Genomic DNA, 19,553 nt, shown 5'->3' with positions numbered 1-19,553 from the left:
GGAAACGAATATGAACGGTCATGCGCTAAATATATCTTCTGCCGCCATAGAATTAATAAAGAAACATCAAGGGCTTTCACTGGAGAAATATCGTGATGAAAAGGGTGTATGGGTTATCGGCTATGGGCATGTGATCCGCGAACGGGAAAATTTTCACGGCCTTATCACGCCTCTTCAGGCGGAATATTTACTCCATGAAGATATTCAGCTGTGTGAAACGCTGCTGCGGGAAAAGTGTATACATCCATTAACCCAGCAGCAGCATGACGCGCTGGTACTGATGATACTGAGTTTCGGCGTGACGTCTTCACTCCCGAAAGCGCTGCTTCAGGCCGTCGCCCGGGTGTAGTACATGGCTGCCTGGGTTCGGTTTTTTACCTCCAGCCTGCGAAAAAGCGCTTCCAGATGCGCTTTTACCGTGGCCGCACTGATGTTGAGATTGCGACCAATTTCTTTGTTTGATTCGCCCGCCGCCAGCAGCTTCAGCACCTCACGCTGACGCTCGCTTAAGGAAAGTAACGCCTGCGCTGACGATTGCTGGCTGACCCACTCAGCGGGAAAGCAGACCATCCCTCTGGACACGGAATCCAGCACGGCGGCAAATCGCTCAGGGTTGGCGTTACGGGGGATAATAGCCATCACGTTTCGCTGCATGAGTTGTTCAACCCATCGGGTCTCTTTTTTTGCCAGAACCATCATCACCCGTACCGACGGGAAGCGATGCATGATTTCATCCAGGAAAGAACTCCCCTCATCCTGAATTAAATTGCCGTCAATCATGACGATAGCAGACGGTGACGCGGATATTTGCGTCCATAAATCGTCTGCCTGACAAGCCCCCGTTATATTTATTTCAGGAATTAATTTCTGCAAACCGTGTATCGCTCCATGAATAAATATCGACTGCCTGTCAAACATGATTACTCGCATCGTATTTCTCCCTCTGAGAATAGCGAAGGGGGATTCTACATAGGCGCTATTTAAGAAAAAACTCAATGAATGGAGAGGTTACAAATCCGCCAGTGGTTTTTATATTTACCCGCATTTTGACACATCCATATTAAGGATTTCCTTAAGGGGTTCCCTCCCCTTAACATCAGACATCACAGGAACATGCCGCCTGATACTTCAATACGTTGCGCGTTCATCCAGCCAAGCTTATCGCTAAGCAGCGCCGCAATGGCATCCCCGATATCGTCCGGCAAACCTACCCGCCCCAGCGCCGTCTGCGACGCCAGCATCTGGTTAAGCTGCGCGTTGTCGCGCACGCGCCCACCGCCAAAGTCGGTTTCGATCGCGCCTGGTGCGATAATATTGACGGAGATACCGCGCGCTCCAAGCTCCTTCGCCTGATAGCGGGTGAGCACTTCCATCGCCCCTTTCATGGCCGCGTAGGTGCCTGAGCCTGGCTGGGTGAAGCGGGCCAGTCCGCTGGAGACATTGAGGATCCTCCCCCCGTCGTTAAGCAGAGGCAGCAGGCGCTGCGTCAGGAAGAAAGGCCCTTTGAAGTGAATGTTCAGCGCCTCATCAAACTGGGCTTCCGTCGTTTCGGTATAGGGTGCGTATAAACCCGTTCCGGCATTGTTCAATAAATAATCAAATGTTTCGCGCTGCCAGACGCTCTTCAGGATCTCCTGAAGCTGATGAGCAAAATTTTCGAAACTGGCGATATCCCCGACATTGAGCTTTAATGCCGCCGCCTTGACGCCTTTTTCCTGAATTTCGCGCACAACTTCCAGCGCTTCCTGCTGGCTACGATTGTAGGTCAGGATAATTCCCGTGCCGTCTGCAGCCAGCTTTAACGCAGCGTTTTTACCTAAGCCGCGGCTACCACCCGTCACTAATGCGATACGTTCAGTCATCATAAACCTCGTTTTGGCTGTTATGGAGATTGAGAAAGAGCTTATTAGGTGATAGAAGATCAATAAAGATGGGTAATAACGCTTCACTGTTTCAGTGCAAACAACAATGAGCTTCATCTATGGATAAAATTCACGCAATGCAGCTGTTTGTTCGCGTCGCGGAGCTGGAGAGTTTTTCCCGCGCGGCAGAGACATTAACGCTGCCGAAAGGCAGCGTTTCCCGGCAAATTCAGGCACTGGAAAACCGGCTTGGCACCCAGCTACTGCACCGTACCACGCGCCGCGTTAGCCTGACGCAGGACGGCATGGTCTATTACGAACGGGCAAAAGATCTGCTGGCGAACCTGGATGAGCTGGACGGTATGTTTCAGCACGATCCCTCCAGCATCAGCGGAAGGCTGCGCGTGGATATGCCCGTTGGCGTTGCTCGAAATGTCGTCATCCCCAAACTGCCTGCTTTTTTACAGCAGTATCCGGGTATCGAACTGGAGCTCAGCAGCAGCGATCGTCTGGTGGATGTGGTCCGCGAAGGGTTTGATTGCGTCGTCCGCGTGGGTTCCCTGAAGGACTCAGGGCTGATAGCCCGTCCGCTGGGCAAGCTGTCGGTGATCAACTGCGCCAGCCCGGATTATCTGGCGCGTTTTGGCTACCCTGACACGCTGGACGATTTAGGCTCGCACGCCGTGATTCATTATGCCGCGATGCTGGGAAGCCGCCCTCAGGGCTTTGAATTTTATAACGGCAGCACGACGCAGTGGATAAAAACGGGCGGGGTGCTAACCGTCAACAGCACGGAAACTTACCAGGCCGCCTGCCTTGCCGGGCTGGGGATCATTCAGGCCCCGCGCGTTGGGGTGCGCGACCTGCTGCGCGCAAAGAAACTGATTGAGATCCTCCCGCAGTATCGTGCGGAACCGATGCCTGTCTCCCTGATTTACCCCCACCGGCGCAACCTCTCTCGCCGGGTTCACCTGTTTATGGAGTGGCTAACCGAACTCACAAAAGCTTACGTGGACTAGTCGCAAGCTATAATTCAGTAACATCCAGCCAAACGAAAAAGGAAAAGACGCGTGACGCCGGAAAATAACCCGCAACGACCCACCCAACAATTAGATTATGAACCCATCAAGAAGATGGAAACCGAGCCGGAAGAGGCTAAAGCCCCTGGTACCGCCAGCAAGGCGCTGGGCACCGTCACCAGCCTGGCGGAGAGAATTCAGCAGTTTCCCATGGTTGCGCATCTAATACGTGCGACCGAGCGCTTTAATGACCGCATGGGGAACCAGTTCGGTGCCGCGATCACCTATTTTTCGTTCCTGTCGATGATCCCCATCCTGATGGTGTCGTTTGCTGCGGCCGGTTTTGTACTCGCGTCGCATCCAACGCTGCTGCAGGATATTTTCAATAAGATCCTGAATAACGTCAGTGACCCCACCCTCGCCACCACGCTGAAAAGCACGATTAACACCGCCGTTCAGCAGCGCACCACCGTCGGGATCGTCGGTTTGCTCATCGCCCTTTACTCCGGCGTTAACTGGATGGGCAACCTCCGCGAAGCTATTCGCGCCCAGTCGCGCGAGGTGTGGGAGCGTAAACCGCAGGATCAGGAGAAAATTTGGGTTAAATATTTCCGCGACTTTATTTCGCTGATTGGCCTGCTTATCGCGCTCGTCGTCACGCTCTCCATTACCTCCGTGGCGGGCTCCGCGCAGCAGATGATTATTTCTGCGCTCTATCTTAATTACATCGAATGGCTGAAGCCCGCCTGGCGCGGCATCGGACTGGCGATTTCCATCTTCGCCAACTACCTGCTGTTCTTCTGGATTTTCTGGCGCTTGCCTCGGCATCGTCCGCGTAAGAAGGCGCTGCTCCGCGGCACATTGATTGCGGCGATCGGCTTTGAAGTGATTAAGATCGTGATGACCTACACCCTGCCGTCGCTGGTGAAATCCCCGTCCGGCGCGGCATTTGGCTCGGTGTTGGGGCTGATGGCGTTCTTCTACTTCTTCGCGCGTTTAACCCTGTTCTGCGCGGCGTGGATTGCCACCGCCGAGTACAAAGGCGACACGCGAATGCCCGGAAAAACACATCGTTAATTCCGCTCTCGGGCTGATATTTCAGCCCGACTCATCATTTCAGCATATAAATCCAGTCCGTAACTTTTATTTAACCGAAAACCAGTTTTATCCACCAATATTTAAAAAACGTGAAGCATTTCATGGAAGCATTTTGGCTGGCCTGAACATTATCCGCTTTTTGTTGATTTTATAATCAGGAAGCGACTTTGTTACAGATTGAAATGTCGCTTTTGCTGTGCGTAATATGGCCTTTCGTTCGACAAAAAATAAGAAAATATTATGCAATCAACAGCCACAACACTCGACTCTGGTGCGGAAAACGTCCCGGTAAACTCGCGCAATAAAGTTGTCGTCGCATCGCTGATTGGCACCGCCATTGAGTTCTTCGACTTTTACATTTACGCCACCGCAGCGGTCATCGTTTTCCCGCATATTTTCTTCCCGCAGGGAGACCCGACGGCGGCGACGCTACAGTCTCTGGCGACCTTTGCTATCGCGTTTGTGGCGCGTCCGATTGGCTCCGCGCTGTTTGGACACTTCGGCGATCGTATTGGGCGTAAAGTCACCCTGGTGGCCTCGCTGCTGACGATGGGCATCTCCACCGTGGCGATCGGCCTGCTGCCGACCTACGAAACCATCGGCATTCTGGCGCCGGTCCTGCTGGCGCTGGCGCGTTTTGGTCAGGGTCTGGGGCTGGGCGGTGAATGGGGTGGCGCGGCGCTGCTGGCGACCGAGAACGCCCCGCCGCGTAAACGCGCGCTGTACGGTTCATTCCCGCAGCTTGGCGCGCCGATTGGCTTCTTCTTTGCCAACGGGACCTTCCTGCTGCTCTCCTGGCTGCTGACGGACGAACAGTTCATGAGCTGGGGCTGGCGTATTCCGTTTGTCTTCTCGGCCGTGCTGGTGCTGATTGGCCTGTATGTGCGTGTTTCCCTGCATGAGACGCCGGTGTTCGCAAAAGTAGCCGCGGCGAAAAAACAGGTAAAAGTGCCGCTGGGCACCCTGCTGACCAAACACGTGCGCGTGACCGTGCTGGGCACGTTTATCATGCTGGCGACCTACACGCTGTTCTACATCATGACGGTGTACTCCATGACCTACAGTACCGCTGCCGCACCGGTTGGGCTGGGCCTGCCGCGTAACGAAGTGCTGTGGATGCTGATGATGGCGGTGATTGGGTTTGGTGTGATGGTACCGATTGCCGGCCTGCTGGCGGATAAGTTTGGTCGTCGTGCGAGCATGATTACGATCACCACGCTGATCATTCTGTTTGCTCTGTTCGTCTTCCCGCCGCTGCTGAGTTCAGGTAGCCCGGCGCTGGTGATGGCGTACCTGCTGATTGGCCTGAGCCTGATGGGGCTGACCTTCGGCCCGATGGGCGCGCTGCTGCCGGAGCTGTTCCCGACGGAAGTGCGTTATACCGGCGCGTCGTTCTCCTATAACGTCTCGTCTATTCTGGGCGCGTCCGTGGCACCGTATATCGCCACCTGGCTGCAGGCAAATTATGGTCTGTTCTACGTGGGTGTTTATCTGGCGGCCATGGCGGCGCTGACGTTGATTGCGCTGCTGCTGACGCATGAGACTAAGCATCAGGCGCTGTAATTCATTGCGGCCTGATGCCCTCACCCCGGCCCTCTCCCACAGGGAGAGGGAGAAAGGCGTTACTTCTTCATCTGCGACAAAATCGTCCGGCATTGATTCGCCTCGCCTTCTGACGGCGAAATCAACGCCAGCAGCGCGGCGGCCGGGGTGACCAACGTCGCGAGGGCTGCGGCCACCGCGCCACGCGCAATCAGCGGCCCGGGCTTGACGCCCGCCTGCGGATTTTTGAAGGTCCCACGCACGTAAAGCGGCGAGCGCAGGGTAATAATACGAATCCCCTTACTTTCCGGATCGATGGTCAAATCCAGCTGCTCGGAGGCCATGCTGGCGGTACCGGTCACGTTAATCACCGCGTTTTCCGTGTCGAAGGCAAAAATCTGCGGACGCGCCACCCCGTTAACCAGATCCACATTCGCCGCCGCGCAGTTCACCCGCACCTCGTCATCGCCAAAGATTTGCCCGATGATAAAGTTACCGACGTTCAGCCCCAGGATCTCCATCAGGTTGCGGCTGACCAGACCGTCGTTCATTAGCAGTTTCAGGTTACCGTTGCCGCTGCCCAGCAGCGCCGCCACGGAATTCCCCACCCCGCGAATGTCCGCATCGCCGTTCATTTCACCGAGGGTTTTCTGCATCAGCTCCACGTTCGGCATCAGCTCTTTCAGCTTCAATCGACGCGCCTGGATCTCCGCCCGCCCCTGCATCGGCTTTTTATCGCCTTCCAGGTGAATGTTAGAGGAAATCGTCCCGCCCGCCATGCCAAACTTCAGCGGCTGCAGGCGCAGGTCGGCATTTTTCAGGATGATATGCGTCGAGAGATCGCTCAGCGGCAGCGTGCTGCCATGCTCAATCTTGCGCCCTTTGAAGCGCACATCCGCATCCATCACGTCCCACTTATCGGTTTCAAAGCGATCGTAAGGCAGCACTTTTCCCGCAGGCTGAACGTCCTTTTTGACCTCTTTTGACTTTGTCCCTTTACCCGAATCCACGCCTATCAGCGGGCCAAGATCGGCCAGACGCAGCTGGCGGGATTCGACATCCCCTTCCAGTTTTGGCCGTGGTTTTCCGGTGGTGTAGGTCAGCGTGCCGTGAATATCGCTGTCGCCGATGCGGCCGTTGAAATCCCGGTAGTCAAAAACGGACGATTTTTCGGTATCAATTTTGGCAACCAAATGCCCGTCCGTTTCGAACGGCGGGGTATCCGGCAGCAGTACGCCGGTCAGTTCATACAGTTCGCCAAGCGAGTCACCGGCGAACTTGAGCTGCAGGTCAACGCCCCCCATGTTCATCGGGTCGTTGACCGTCCCCACAAACGCCACGCGCGTATTCCCCGAGCGGAAATCCGCCTGCACCGGGAATGGCGTGCCTTCGCTCCGGAGCGCCAGCATGCCGCCGATTTTCCCTTTCCCGTTAAGCGGCTGACCGTTGTAGCGCCCTTTTGCCGTCAGGCCGAAGACATAATCACCCGCTTTGGCGCTATCGCCTTTCGCTTTATTGCCCGTGACTTCGCTAAACGGCAGCGGTTTACCCAGCGGATCGACCAGGATCTCCACGTCTGCCTTGCTGACCCTATCGTCGATGGCGATCCGCCCACGATCGAAAAGAATATTGTCCAGACGGAATGACCACGAAGAGGGCTGGGCATTCGGATCTTTTTCGCCGTCGCTGGCAAGGTTAAACGTCCAGTTATTGTTTTTTTCAGAGAGGCGGATCAGGCGCGCATCGGGCTGCTGGAGCTTGATCCACGGTAGATAGACGGTTTTGGTCAGGAGCGCTAGCGGCGCCAGCGTGGCTTCCACGCGCGGCAGATGCACCATGGTCACTTCGGGGATATCCGGCGGGTTGCCGAGAATAATGTCGTCGGCGTGGACGTGCGGCCAGGGGATCCAGCTTCGCCAGCCGGTCTCCTCTTTCTGACGCTCCCATACCACACCCAGATCGCCACGAATGGCGAAGGGACGGTTCAGCTCAGTTGAGACTTTCTGGTTGATGGTCGGCTTAAGGCGGTTCCAGTCAAACGTCGCGATAATGATGACGACGATCGCGATCAACAACAAGAAAATCCCTGTAATCCAGGAAATGACCCTGGTTGTTTTTGTCATTGTTATCCCCTTTCCTGATGACCTGTCCTGTAAAACTATAGTCCAGACAAAGGGAAACGGGGTTATCAGAGGGTCGTTCTGGCGCTTTCGAGGAGATCCATCGGCACGGGGCGAGAGAGGAAATAGCCTTGCGCCGCCGCTGCGGGAGAGTTTTGCACATCACGCCACTCTTCCAGCGTTTCCACGCCTTCAACGATCACCCCCTGGCAATAGCGATTCATCAGCTGCAATAACAGCGTAAACAGATTCCGCCCTTCCGGGGTCTGGCGCAGCATGATGAACAGATCGCGGGCCACCTTGATGTAGTCATAGCGCACTTCGCTGAGGGCCGAGAAGTTCGCCATACCGGTGCCAAAGTCATCCAGCCACAGCGGGCCAAATTCACACATTGACGCAAACGAGGAATCCTGCGGCAGGCGCACGTGCTCCACCAGCTCAAAGCGCAGCCACGGCAGGGTGGCGATCAGCTCCTGCAGCTTCGCGTTCTGACGCAGCGCCAGCAGAGTTGGGCCATCCACGTTCACCGAGGCGAGGATCGTATGCTGCTCGAAAAAGGCCTGTTTCGTCGCCAGCATACGGAGCTGCTCTTCCAGCACGTCCAGACGCTGGCGAACGGCAACTTCGGCAAAATAGCGATCCGGCGCGATGCGCTGAGTAGGGTTTGAGGGATGCGTAACGACGGTCAAAATCTCAATTGCCATCAGCCGACCGTCCGTTCGATAGATAGGCTGCCAGGTGTACGCGCGCTCACATTGCAGCCAGTAGCGATGCTCCTGCAAGTTCTCAATGCTTGCCTCAGGCGTAGTGCTCAGCCGCTGGATAACCTGCTCTGACTTCATTTCAGATGTCCTGTTGTTGGGATAGCCTTTCTGGACTCGTCACAGGATTATCGGCGCGATAATTGAGAACTTTATGTTCAATTCACCGTGGAAATGAAATTAAGATGACAGAAATTTGCCGGAACACGCGCTGGCTCAAATAAAATAATGGAACACCGTTTTAATATAGTTGACCATCTAATTCACTCGGCGCACACTGCTGAAAATTCTTCTGTTCAGGTTCACGACTATGTCCAAAAAAATTGCCGTGATTGGCGAATGCATGATTGAGCTGTCACAAAAAGGCGCGGAAGTCAGCCGCGGATTTGGTGGCGATACGTTAAACACCTCGGTTTACATTGCCCGTCAGGTTGCGCCTGAGGCACTCACCGTGAACTACGTCACCGCCCTCGGCACGGACAGCTTCAGCCAGCAGATGCTGGAAGCCTGGCAGAGTGAACATGTTGACACCTCGCTTATACAGCGTATGGAAAACCGCCTGCCTGGGCTTTACTACATCGAAACTGACAGCACCGGCGAACGCACGTTTTATTACTGGCGTAACGAAGCCGCGGCCAAATTCTGGCTGGAGAGCGATGCCGCCGCGGCCATCTGCGAAGAGCTGGCGACGTTTGACTATCTCTATCTGAGCGGCATTAGCCTGGCGATTTTAAGCCCGACCAGCCGCGAAAAGCTGCTCTCGCTGCTGCGCGAATGCCGCGCCAACGGCGGGAAGGTGATTTTTGATAACAACTACCGCCCGCGCCTGTGGGCCAGCCGCGAAGAGACGCAGCAGGTTTATAAGCAGATGCTGCAGTGCACGGACATCGCCTTCCTGACGCTCGATGATGAAGACGCCCTGTGGGGTGAAAAGCCGGTTGAGGACGTGATTGCACGTACGCACGCAGCAGGCGTGAGCGAAGTGGTGATTAAGCGCGGCGCGGAGTCGTGCCTGGTCGCGATTGCGGGTGAAGCGGTGGTTGAGGTCCCTGCGGTGAAGCTGGCCAAAGAGAAAGTGATTGATACCACCGCGGCGGGGGATTCCTTCAGCGCGGGCTACCTGGCGGTACGCCTGACGGGGGGAACGCCGGAAGCGGCGGCACAGCGTGGGCACCTGACGGCCAGCACCGTGATTCAGTATCGCGGGGCGATTATTCCGCGCGAGGCGATGCCTGTTTAGTTTCCCCTAACCCTCTCCCCAAACGGGAGAGGGTCAGCGTGAGGGGGTTACTGCCCCTGCGGAATATCCGTCGCGTCCTGGTGTAGATCATCAGCCGTTGCAGCCTGCGCCGGCTGCGACGCGGTGGCCATAATGGAATCCCAGGTCTTCTGAAGCTCCTTCATGTCATATTCCGGCTCGCCTTTCGGCTGCAGAAGGATCAACGCCATATCCTGCGACAGCTGCTGACGTAAATCCTGATTCAGCATATTCACAGTCAGACCGTTCAGGAAGTCCTGACGCAGCTTCTGGTACTGCTCAGGCGCAATGTCGACAACCTGATTCTGCAGGGAGCGAATCCGCTGGCTGATCAGAATGTCGGTATCGGCGCGAGCGTAGGTGGCAAAAAGCTTCTGCAGCTCCAGTTTTTTCTGGGCCAGCAGCGCGTTGAACTCCTCTTCAGAGAGCCCCTCTTTACGTACTTTTTCCAGCTCTTTCGCCACCACACCCAGGTTCGCATTCAGTTTATCGCCCGGCGATTCAACGTTAATGGCACATTGCGCACGCTGGAACAGCACGCGGCAGTCAAAGCCAAGGCCAATGTTCTTCACGTTGTTTTTGCTGAGCGTCTGCTGAACGTGCCAGAACAACGCTTCACGCGCCAGATCGGCACGCCAGTAGCGCAGCAGCGCCGCAGACTCGCGAATAGGCTGCCAGGCGTTATCCCACATCACGGAGAGCCTGTCCTGGCGCACGGTGTCCGTCATAATGCTGACAGGCTCGGCGCGCAGCGGAGAGAGCGTCGGGACAGGGGCTGGCGTTTCGCGTTTGCCCTTCAGATCGCCAAACGCTTTGTTGATCTGCTCAACCACCGCGCGGCTATCCACATTGCCGACGACGATCAGCGTCATCGCGTCCGGGGTGTACCATTTCTGGTAGAACGATTTTACCTGTTCGACGTCCACCGGCTGCTTCAGCGGCTCTGCCGGATCGTGCCCCAGCAACGTTGAGCCTTTCAGACGGTAACGCCACCAGCCCTCTTTGGTATCCGCAGGCCAGGTCGCCACCATGTCGCCGTTGCTCAACGCATAGTTCACGGTATCCGGCGTAATCGCCAGGTTGCCAGAGGCATCGGAGAGATAGGTAAGGGCTTCTTTAAGCAGGTCGTTACGGTTATTTGGCAGGCTCAGGTTAAACATGGTGTAGTCATAGGAGACCACAGCCGGAGGAAGGGGACGTTTCGGATCGATGGCCTGTTGCCACAGCGAACGCACCTGTACTGCCTGCAAGCTGCCGCTCTGCGTGAGCGCCAGACGGGGAATAAAATGGCTAAAACCGGTTTGCTGAGTGCTTTCCGTAAGGGAGCCGGTATTTACGGACAGACGGATTTCAATACGATCGCTGGGACGCTGTGGAGTAGATAACACCTGCCACTGAAAACCGTTCGCTAACGTGCCTTGTTGCCAGGCCGGGTCTGGCTGGAGCGCATCTGCCTGCACATAACTGGCTGCTGCCATCATCAGCAAACCGCCGGTTAAGAGTCGAATTTTTGTGCCCTGCATGTGAACCCCTGATCAACATTCCTGGTTAAAAAGAGTGTCTCGCGACGCGCTGCACTCTAAAAGATGACGATGAAAACACGTCGATTAGACCGCGCGTTCGGCAAAACGTCACGGTCCGAAGTGAAATATACCCCAAAAAAATCTTGTCGAATTATGACAGGTATGAACAGTTATTATGCGCAGGAGCCCGCATCCCGACAAGGGAATGCGGGCAATTGTGACAAGATTAGGAGGTTAAACCAGGATTTTTGCTATCAGACGCGCGATTATTCAGCGTATCGTTGAGCTTCTTGTGATCCAGCTCTTTCACCCATTTAGCGACCACCACCGTGGCCACGCCGTTACCCACCAGGTTGGTAAGAGCACGCGCCTCAGACATAAAGCGGTCAATACCAAGAATCAGTGCCAGACCCGCCACCGGCAGATGCCCCACCGCAGAAATGGTGGCCGCCAGCACGATAAAGCCGCTGCCCGTCACGCCCGCCGCCCCTTTAGACGACAGCAAGAGCACCACCAGCAAGGTGATTTGATGGAAAATATCCATATGGCTGTTGGTCGCCTGGGCGATAAACACGGCCGCCATCGTCAGGTATATCGAGGTACCGTCCAGGTTGAAGGAGTACCCCGTCGGGATCACCAGGCCGACCACCGATTTACGGCACCCGAGCTTTTCCATCTTGTCGAGCATACGCGGCAGCGCCGATTCTGAAGAGGAGGTCCCCAGAACAATCAGCAGCTCTTCACGGATGTAGCGGATGAATTTGAAAATGCTGAAGCCTGTCGCACGGGCGATGGAGCCCAGCACCACCACCACGAAAAGAATACAGGTGATGTAGAAGCAGATGATCAGCTGACCCAGCTGCACCAGCGTGCCAACGCCATACTTGCCGATGGTGAAGGCCATCGCACCGAAGGCACCGATCGGCGCCAGGCGCATGATCATATTGATGATGCCGAAGATGACCTGCGAGAAGCTTTCAATCACGTTGAAGATAAGCTGGCCTTTGCTGCCCAGACGGTGCAGGGCGAAGCCAAACATCACGGCAAACAGCAACACCTGCAGAATGTTTCCGCTGGCGAAGGCGCCGATGACGCTGCCAGGGATGACGTCCAGCAGGAAGGCCACCACGCCCTGATCCTTCGCCTGTTCGGCATAGACCGCAACCGCTTTGGCATCCAGCGTAGAGGGATCAACGTTCATACCCGCGCCAGGCTGTACCACGTTGACGATGACCAGACCAATAATCAGCGCAAGGGTACTGACCACTTCAAAGTAGAGAAGCGCCACTGCACCGGTACGGCCCACCGCCTTCATGCTTTCCATGCCAGCGATGCCCGTTACCACCGTACAGAAGATCACCGGGGCGATGACCATTTTAATGAGCTTAACGAACGCGTCGCCAAGCGGTTTCATTTGCGCGCCCAGCTCCGGGTAATAGTGACCCAGCAGAATACCGATGGCGATGGCTGTCAGGACCTGGAAATAAAGACTTTTGAAGAGTGAGGTTTTCATAGGGTGTCCTTGGGAAGAAAAACCACAGGCTTTGTAAGGTTATGGTTAACCTGCGGCTCTAAAATAACACCCGTATAACAGGACAGAAATAAACCCGGTTCAAATTTGAAACACAAATGTTAAGAACTTTGAACTGGCTCGCACAAGCCAGCAACAAAATTACACTTTTGCGTTATGGTCAGCGCCAGAAAGGTATCGCTGCTCGAAGACATCCGGCGGCACTGCGGGGGCAAAAAGGTAGCCCTGGCCGCTCTCGACGCCCGCCTCTGCCAGCCAGACGCGTTGCGCTTCGGTTTCAATCCCCTCGGCAATAAGGTGCACCTTGAGGCTGCGCGCCATCTGGACGATGGCCTGCACCATGCTGCTGTCCTCCGGCAGCCCGTCGACAAACGATTTATCGATTTTGAGCACGTCCACCGGCAGGGCTTTCATGTGCTGAAGCTGGCGCAGCCCGGCGTACCCCATACCAAAATCGTCCAGCGCGATGCGAATGCCGGCATTGCGCAGCGGCTTCAGGATGGCCACCGCGTCGTTAGGATCGTCAATGCGCCGGCTCTCCGTCACTTCCAGCGTCAGTGTATCAGGCTTGATCCGGTAGCGGTGGATCAGCTCCAGCATCTCGGAGACCATCGTCGGATGCATAAGCTGCAGGGCAGACAAGTTGACCGACAGCGGCAACGTTACGCCGCGCTCCTGCCAGGCGGCAAGCTGGCGGCAGGACTCCTCCAGTACCCAATAGCCAACGGTGACCATCAGGCCGCAGGATTCGATGCGCTCAATCAGCCCCTCCGGCAGCTCCCAGGAGCCATCCGGCTGCTGCAGGCGGAGCAGCGCCTCGGCGCTTTTCACTTCCCCCGTCTGTAGATTCACCTGCGGCTGTAGCCAGAGGGCGAACTGACGGTTATCCAGCGCGGTCAGGATATCGCTCTCTTCCGTCAGGCGCTGCTGCGCCTTTTCCATCTGCTCCGGGTCGAAGAACTGGATCTGATTTTTCCCTTTGCGCCGGGCGGTAAACGCCGCCGAGAACGCGCGGCGGTACAGCTGCTCCGCCGTTAAATCACCGTAGTACATGGCGATACCGATACTGGCGCTCGGACGAAGCTGGATGCCCTGCACGGGCAGCCGCTCATTTATGACAGTGAGTACTTGCTGACCTAATGTGATGGCGTGCCACGGCTCTTTCACGCCGTTGGCAATCACCACCAGGTCGTAACCGCTGACCTGGGTCAGCACCATGCGCGGGGCAAGGACAGACTTCACCTTTTCCACCAGCGTCAGCAGCAGCATTTCACGCTGGCTCTCCTTGAGCACGCCCGCCGTGTCCTGCAGGGTTTCACAGGCAATCACCATCAGCGCCGTAGTTTGCTGCCGCGCAACGGTCTGCTCCAGCATTGCCATCAGAAACGCTTTATTAGGTAGCTCCGACACCGGGAAGCGCGTGGCGCTGTTGTTTAGCTCATCCTGATGACGCTGGATGCGCTGCTGGTTGAGGTTGTAGCTGCGCACCAGCATACCGATCTCATCGTCCTGGTGCAGACGCGGCAGCTCAAGCTGGTGCCCCAGTTGATCCTGCGGCGAAAGCCCGTTCAGCTCGCGGGCGATACGGCGCAGCGGGTGAACAATGAGGCGGTTTATACACCACGTCAGCGCTACGCTGATGATCAGGGTCATAAGTAAGCAAGTGGTCACTAACGTAACCACCCAACTCATGACGAATTTATACATCCTGTACGAGTCCGCCTGCAGAACCAGGTAGGCCAATGGCTGCGGATTGGCAGGACGTTCCAGCGAATAGAGAGGCAGAGAAATTTGCACCGGCAGCTCAAACAGGCGCATCACCATCATCGGGACGGGACGCTCCGGGATAAAACTCATCCGCAACGCCTGGAACTGGTTGGGTAAGACGACATCGGCGCGGCTAACGACGCCGGCGGGCTGAATGCGTTTTAAGATGGTTTCCGCTTCGGGAATGTCCCCTTTCAGGATCGAGGCGGAGAGCGGGCCGCGCACCGAGCGGGCGATACTTTCTAACTGCGAAGCCGTGTTATAGCGATTCTGCTGTACGGAATGAAACAGCAAAATTACGCAGAAGAGCAGGACAAACAGCATAGTGACGGCAGAGACCATCGCCATTTGTTTGATCGTTAAGGAACGGCTGACACGCAAAATGACTCTCCACAAAACTCGAAGCGCAGGGCGCGCCAGGGTGTAAACCTGGCGCGCCTGAGTATACCCGATTGCCGCGCTATTAAGAGAGACTTACAAATGGATTAAGGAAAATCCGATTACCAGTCCGCATAAGGAATAAGCGGCTGCGGCGGTAAGTCCATATCGCCCTGCCAGCCTGCAGCAGAGTAGCGCACATAAATTAGCGCATGGCTTGGGGTGTAATCTTTCGCTTCCTGAATATCCACGCCCATACCCACAAACCAGTTGGAGGTGACCCGGCGTTCGATAATTGCCCGCGCGGTATAACCCGTCCCGGAGGAGGAGCTGCCGGTTTCCATCGCGCCACGGTCGGTATAGCGGCCTGGCTCATCGGTAGGGATCAGGCTCTGGATCGGGTAACGCAGCTCGTCTTTGGTTTTGGAGTGGGACCAGGACACCGAGCCACCCAGCTCCCAGGACCAGTTTTCCGTACGCTTACGCCAGGTCACCGGCAGCGCGAAGGAGACATACTCCTGCGGGCTGTAGTAGCCGCCCTGACCGAGGGAATAGCCGCTCAGATCCTTATCGTAGTGCCAGAGCATATTGGAGACGCCGACCGTCAGGCGCTCGTTGTTTTTATTAATGAGCTTGTAGTAATAACCCGTCATCCAGCGGACGCGCCAGTTATCTTCCACATTTTTACCGGTCAGCGTTTCCGCGTTCAGGCTTGACCAGACGCCGTTCGCCTCGCCTTTGTCATAGCTGATGCTTACCCCGCCGCCCGTCGCGCGCACGCCGCCCCAGGTGGTGCCGGTATTGGTATCTTTTTGCCCGGCGAACGCCAGCAGAGAGCTGGAGATAGGCCGACGATGGGCGTTGACGGTATAGCCGATGGGGCCTAAATCGCTGCTGTAGCTGATACCGCCCACCACGTCGACGACGTCAAAGCCCATTGGCGTGGTACCAATATCCATCGCCCAGGTTTTATTCTGCCAGCCAACGGCGACGCTGGCGCCGCTGTCGCTCTGGCTGGTGTTGCCGCTACACGGCGTGTCGTAGCAGGTCCCCCATTTAGGGTCGTAGGTTCCGTTATTGTTATCAAAGGTGCCAGCGTCCATGTTGACCAGATCGCTTCTGAAGAACATGCGCCCGTCAGAGAGCGGGGCGTCCACCTGGAGCATGGTGGTATGCGCTTTCAGGTCGGAATAGCCGCCCGTGCCGCTGGAGCCCCAGTAGTCGTGCTGCAGCGTGACGTTAACATCCTGCTGACGGTACAAATCACCGGCGTCACTGCGCACACCGCGCTTCAGCCAGTCATCTTTTTCATCGTTACGCGTCAGACGGGTGAAACTGTCATTATCCACCGGACGCGTCGTGGTGATGCCGGACGACACCATCGCATCTTTATACGTCTCCAGCGCCTGCTGCGGCTGGCCGTTTTGCGTCTGGAAGCGAGCAGCATCACGCAGCACCAGCGCACTTTCCATGGAGGCGGGCTGCGATTTGGCCTGCGGAATGATTTTGCTGAAGGTCTGTTCTGCGGCAGCGGAATCGCCCAGACCTGCCTGCGCCATCGCGATCCGGCGCTGCATATTGAGCGACAGCGGCTGGCCGTTTTGCGCGGCGGGCAGTTTCGCGAGCTCCGCACGGGCGGCATCTTTGTTACCTTCCGCGCTGTAAATTTCGGTCAGACCGAGGATCGCGTCTTCGTTCTGCGGCTCACGCTGCAGGACGGCGCTGTACGTCGTTTTCGCCGCGTTCAGATCGCCACGCTGCTGCGCCCAGTCCGCCAGCGTCAGGTCGATGCGGGTGGAGGCAGGCTGCTGACGCAGAAGATTTTCCGCCTCCTGCTCTTTGCCGCTGTCGCGCAGGCGGTTGGCGGTTTCCAGCACCTGATTGCTTTGCAGACGGTCGGCAAGCTCCTGAATATTGCCGTTCCACTGGCTGCGCGGCAGGGTATTCAGATGCGCCAGCGCGGCCCGGTCCTGATCGTTTCCGGACAGGTAGAGCCCGTTGGCATACACCTGCTCCGGGTCAGACGGTTTCTGGCTGGCAAGCTGGCGCATCAGGGTATCCGCCTGGCTGCGCTGGCCCGCGCTGTAGAGATCGCGCGAGAGACGATACGTTATCCAGACGTCACCGGGCGAGAGTGCCAGACGGCGACGCTGAATTTCTGCCGCCTGAGCGTATTTCCCCTGACTCTCCAGCTGTTCTGCCTGGGCGGAAAGCTGCTCGTTAGTCAGGCTACGCTCAATATCATCAATACTCCGGCGCTGGCTGGCGGAGAGAGACTGGATAAACTGCGAGGCTTTCTCCGGGGACTGCGCGCGGTAAACATTGGCAAGGCCTCGAACCGCATTGCTGTTGCTGCTGTCCATACGTAACGCCTGGCGGTAATAACGCTCCGCCGCGTCGTTATCTTTACGCGCGGCGGCAGCATCTCCCAGCCCCAGCACCGCATAGCTGTCGGTATTGTCGACGTTGCGCGCCTGCTGATAGTAACGCTCCGCCTGCGCCGGGTTATTCGCCTTCAGCGCCGCATCCCCCTGCTGGATCAGCAGCCAGTAGCGGTTAACCTTCAGCAAGCTGTCCCATTTCCCGCGGTTATCGCTCTGCGGATCGAGGGCAATCGCTTTTTCAAACTGTGCCACCGCGCGGGCGCGGTCGCCTTTCTGGGAATAGGCCTGCCCAAGGGCACCCACCGCTTCACTGTCGGCATGGTTGGCGCTGACGGCTTTTTGCAGCTCCGCCACCGCCTTACTCCCCTGCCCGGCATCCACTGCCGCCAGCCCTTCCGCTTTCGCGCGGAACGCCGGGTCAGCGAGCTGCTTTTGCTGTGCCTCAAGCTGGGCGCGCGCCGCCGCGACGCTATCGCCGTCGCTGAAGACGGTCAGGTATTTTTGCAGCGCGGTGACGCTGGCGCTGCTGGCTGGCTGGTCTTTGATCTGCTCATACCACATGTCAGAGGCCTGGCCGCGGCCGCCGGTGGATTTAGCCATCTCCTGCAGCACCGCAAAGCCTTCATCACGGCGTCCGCTCTGGAACAGAAGCTGGGCCAGCGTCGTCTGGAGCTGCGTATTCCCAGGGCTGCTGCTGTTTATTTTTTTCAGCTGGTTAATGGCCGCATTGCGACGGGCAGGATCTTTCGCCACCACATTCCAGTATTCCGTCGCCACGTCGCCGCCCGGCGGGTTGCCGCCAAAGAGCTTGTCATAGGCGGCAATCGCCTCCTGCGTGTGCCCTGTCGTAGCGAGTAAGCGCGCCTGCTGAAGCTGCTGGCGGCCATCCGGGGTGGAAAGCAGCATGGTATTGCGTGAGGACTGGTACGCGCCGGAGTCAGGGGCGATCCCCTTCAGGCGGTCCAGCTCTTTTTGCGCTCCGGCGTTATCGCCCTGGCGCAGCAGGTAGCGAAAGCGGGCGGCAATGACGTCAGGGTTGTTAGGATCGATCAGCTCAAGACGGTAGAGCGACTGACGAACCAAATCCTCGCGATGGGTCGATTCGCCCAGCCGAACCTGCTCCAGCAGCTGTTTCTGCTGCGGAGAGTTAACGGCCTGCGCCAGCGGCATCAGTGCCAGCCCAAGCGATAGAGTGAGTAGATTTACTGTGAACTTGCGCATTCCTGGCCCCAATCCGGTATTAATTCACCCTTAGCGGTGAAGCGAAAACGATGCTGATCCCATCCCTGACCAAAAAGAGTCAATACATAGCTGTAGTAGGCATTGTTATCGGGAAAATGGTCTGCCACGCGCTGGCGCTGAACCGCCTGGGCATCGCGCTGCTGTAAAAACGGCAGCATCGCGGCAGAGAACCCGACCGGGCCATTGCCGGTGTGTTTCCCCGTCGCCACATCCACTTTCTCCGGCGGCACGCCCTGTTTAATTGTCTTTGCCGCCATCGGCTGGAAGCGCGTCAGCAGCCGGGCTTTTTGAGGATCTTTATCGCTCATCATGCCCACCCAAAGATAGACACGGATGGCGTCATAGCCCCCTTCCAGCGTTTTATCCTGCTGTAGCTGCCAGCCTTTGTTTTTCTGATACTGCACCCAGTTCGGCGAGAATCCCTTCGGCGCGCTTTCCAGCAGCAGCCGCAGATTGGTTTCACGCAGCGTGATCCACGGGGCACCGTAGCGGGTGAAATAGCTCGCTAACTGTGGAGGAAGGTAGCTGGGGTTAAAGCGCCAGGCGTTTTCTTCGGCAAAACCGACTTTACCGGGAAGCAGCATTGAGCCGAGCCCCGGCACTTTCACCACTTCCTCGCTGGCAATGCGTTTTAGCAGTGCCTTGCCCGTTTGGGTATAGTCCGGGTCTTTCCATAACCGGCCCGCTTCGAGCAGCGACCAGGCAATCCAGACATCGGCATCTGAGGCGGAGTTGGTATCAATCACACCCCAGTTTTCTTTGTCTTTCTGTCCCCAGAGCCAGGCGGGCAGACGATCGTTGAGATTGCCGCTGGCGAGGTTATCGCGCGTCCACGTCAGCAACTGGTCAAACGCCTTGCGATCGTTAGCGGCCAGGGCAAAGAACAACGCATAGCTTTGCCCTTCCGACGTTGTAATTTTGCGCGTGTCGCTCGGATCGATGACGCGCCCGCCCTCGCTGATGTAATCCTTTTTAAACTGCTCCCAGGCAGGCCAGGTACAGGCGGCGCGAAGAGGGATCGCCGCCAGCATCAACGCTGCGACTACACACCAGCGAAAGGCTTTCATC

Annotated in this window: 14 protein-coding genes; 5 read left to right on the top strand and 9 right to left on the bottom strand. The window is 56.9% G+C overall.

The features are described 5' to 3' along the window. Positions 1-10: 10 nt before the first annotated feature. Positions 11-349 carry a lysozyme gene (locus ACMWL8_RS11815; protein WP_028014744.1) on the top strand — a complete coding sequence of 113 codons (339 nt, stop codon included), beginning with the start codon at positions 11-13 and terminating at the stop codon, positions 347-349. Here the strand turns inward: ACMWL8_RS11815 and ACMWL8_RS11810 are convergent. Next, positions 328-930: a response regulator transcription factor gene (locus tag ACMWL8_RS11810; RefSeq protein WP_045259401.1), complete on the bottom strand. Its 603-nt coding sequence runs from the start codon at positions 928-930 to the stop codon at positions 328-330. The two genes, ACMWL8_RS11815 and ACMWL8_RS11810, sit on opposite strands and share 22 nt — an antisense overlap. Positions 931-1,103: 173 nt before the next feature. Next, on the bottom strand, positions 1,104-1,862 hold the full coding sequence (locus ACMWL8_RS11805) for an SDR family NAD(P)-dependent oxidoreductase (RefSeq protein WP_045259402.1): 759 nt from the start codon (positions 1,860-1,862) through the stop codon (positions 1,104-1,106). Between the two features lie 119 nt (positions 1,863-1,981). On the opposite strand from ACMWL8_RS11805, the gene ACMWL8_RS11800 reads away from it, so the two are divergent. From ACMWL8_RS11800 to ACMWL8_RS11790, 3 genes are all read left to right on the top strand, one after another. Then, on the top strand, positions 1,982-2,881 hold the full coding sequence (locus tag ACMWL8_RS11800) for a LysR family transcriptional regulator (protein WP_028014747.1): 900 nt from the start codon (positions 1,982-1,984) through the stop codon (positions 2,879-2,881). Positions 2,882-2,932: 51 nt separating this feature from the next. Beyond that, positions 2,933-3,958 carry an inner membrane protein YhjD gene (yhjD, locus tag ACMWL8_RS11795; protein ID WP_045259403.1) on the top strand — a complete coding sequence of 342 codons (1,026 nt, stop codon included), beginning with the start codon at positions 2,933-2,935 and terminating at the stop codon, positions 3,956-3,958. A 261-nt stretch (positions 3,959-4,219) separates the two neighbouring features. Further along, entirely contained in the window at positions 4,220-5,542 is a 1,323-nt protein-coding gene (locus ACMWL8_RS11790) for an MFS transporter (protein ID WP_028014749.1), read from the top strand. Positions 5,543-5,601: 59 nt separating this feature from the next. Here the strand turns inward: ACMWL8_RS11790 and ACMWL8_RS11785 are convergent, their stop codons facing one another. Both ACMWL8_RS11785 and pdeH read right to left on the bottom strand, forming a co-directional pair. Beyond that, positions 5,602-7,644, bottom strand: coding sequence for an AsmA family protein (locus tag ACMWL8_RS11785; protein ID WP_045259404.1), 2,043 nt, complete (start codon positions 7,642-7,644; stop codon positions 5,602-5,604). Positions 7,645-7,709: 65 nt separating this feature from the next. Beyond that, positions 7,710-8,483 carry a cyclic-guanylate-specific phosphodiesterase gene (pdeH, locus tag ACMWL8_RS11780; protein ID WP_041911854.1) on the bottom strand — a complete coding sequence of 258 codons (774 nt, stop codon included), beginning with the start codon at positions 8,481-8,483 and terminating at the stop codon, positions 7,710-7,712. A 229-nt stretch (positions 8,484-8,712) separates the two neighbouring features. Between pdeH and ACMWL8_RS11775 the strand changes: the two genes are divergently transcribed. Continuing rightward, positions 8,713-9,642, top strand: coding sequence for a sugar kinase (locus ACMWL8_RS11775; protein WP_045259405.1), 930 nt, complete (start codon positions 8,713-8,715; stop codon positions 9,640-9,642). Between the two features lie 47 nt (positions 9,643-9,689). On the opposite strand, the gene ACMWL8_RS11770 is transcribed toward ACMWL8_RS11775, so the two are convergent. From ACMWL8_RS11770 to bcsZ, 5 genes are all read right to left on the bottom strand, one after another. Further along, positions 9,690-11,183, bottom strand: coding sequence for a M16 family metallopeptidase (locus ACMWL8_RS11770; RefSeq protein WP_045259406.1), 1,494 nt, complete (start codon positions 11,181-11,183; stop codon positions 9,690-9,692). Positions 11,184-11,409: 226 nt separating this feature from the next. Then, complete coding sequence (locus tag ACMWL8_RS11765) at positions 11,410-12,696, bottom strand: dicarboxylate/amino acid:cation symporter (protein ID WP_028014754.1); 1,287 nt, start codon at positions 12,694-12,696, stop codon at positions 11,410-11,412. 159 nt (positions 12,697-12,855) lie between these two features. Continuing rightward, positions 12,856-14,862 (bottom strand): biofilm formation regulator HmsP, encoded by a 2,007-nt coding sequence (gene hmsP, locus ACMWL8_RS11760; RefSeq protein ID WP_028014755.1) that lies wholly within the window; start codon positions 14,860-14,862, stop codon positions 12,856-12,858. Positions 14,863-14,981: 119 nt separating this feature from the next. After that, positions 14,982-18,464: a cellulose synthase complex outer membrane protein BcsC gene (bcsC, locus tag ACMWL8_RS11755; RefSeq protein ID WP_045259407.1), complete on the bottom strand. Its 3,483-nt coding sequence runs from the start codon at positions 18,462-18,464 to the stop codon at positions 14,982-14,984. Further along, positions 18,446-19,552, bottom strand: coding sequence for a cellulose synthase complex periplasmic endoglucanase BcsZ (bcsZ, locus tag ACMWL8_RS11750; RefSeq protein WP_045259408.1), 1,107 nt, complete (start codon positions 19,550-19,552; stop codon positions 18,446-18,448). Before bcsZ ends, bcsC begins: the two co-directional genes overlap by 19 nt. Between the last annotated feature and the right edge of the window lies 1 nt (position 19,553).

Source organism: Enterobacter sp. 04-C-12-SI-ECC (genome assembly GCF_047530715.1).
GTDB lineage: Bacteria > Pseudomonadota > Gammaproteobacteria > Enterobacterales > Enterobacteriaceae > Enterobacter > Enterobacter bugandensis.
Note: the sequence above shows the minus strand (reverse complement) of the source record. Positions and strands in the feature narration are given on the sequence as shown.

Bases quoted from the DNA above. Each gene is read 5' to 3' on its own strand.
- ACMWL8_RS11810 (WP_045259401.1), bottom strand. From the start codon at position 930: ATGCGAGTAATCATGTTTGACAGGCAGTCGATATTTATTCATGGAGCG.
- ACMWL8_RS11775 (WP_045259405.1), top strand. From the start codon at position 8,713: ATGTCCAAAAAAATTGCCGTGATTGGCGAATGCATGATTGAGCTGTCA.
- ACMWL8_RS11805 (WP_045259402.1), bottom strand. From the start codon at position 1,862: ATGACTGAACGTATCGCATTAGTGACGGGTGGTAGCCGCGGCTTAGGT.
- bcsC (WP_045259407.1), bottom strand. From the start codon at position 18,464: ATGCGCAAGTTCACAGTAAATCTACTCACTCTATCGCTTGGGCTGGCA.
- ACMWL8_RS11800 (WP_028014747.1), top strand. From the start codon at position 1,982: ATGGATAAAATTCACGCAATGCAGCTGTTTGTTCGCGTCGCGGAGCTG.
- pdeH (WP_041911854.1), bottom strand. From the start codon at position 8,483: ATGAAGTCAGAGCAGGTTATCCAGCGGCTGAGCACTACGCCTGAGGCA.
- ACMWL8_RS11785 (WP_045259404.1), bottom strand. From the start codon at position 7,644: ATGACAAAAACAACCAGGGTCATTTCCTGGATTACAGGGATTTTCTTG.
- ACMWL8_RS11790 (WP_028014749.1), top strand. From the start codon at position 4,220: ATGCAATCAACAGCCACAACACTCGACTCTGGTGCGGAAAACGTCCCG.
- ACMWL8_RS11765 (WP_028014754.1), bottom strand. From the start codon at position 12,696: ATGAAAACCTCACTCTTCAAAAGTCTTTATTTCCAGGTCCTGACAGCC.
- bcsZ (WP_045259408.1), bottom strand. From the start codon at position 19,552: ATGAAAGCCTTTCGCTGGTGTGTAGTCGCAGCGTTGATGCTGGCGGCG.
- ACMWL8_RS11770 (WP_045259406.1), bottom strand. From the start codon at position 11,183: ATGCAGGGCACAAAAATTCGACTCTTAACCGGCGGTTTGCTGATGATG.
- ACMWL8_RS11815 (WP_028014744.1), top strand. From the start codon at position 11: ATGAACGGTCATGCGCTAAATATATCTTCTGCCGCCATAGAATTAATA.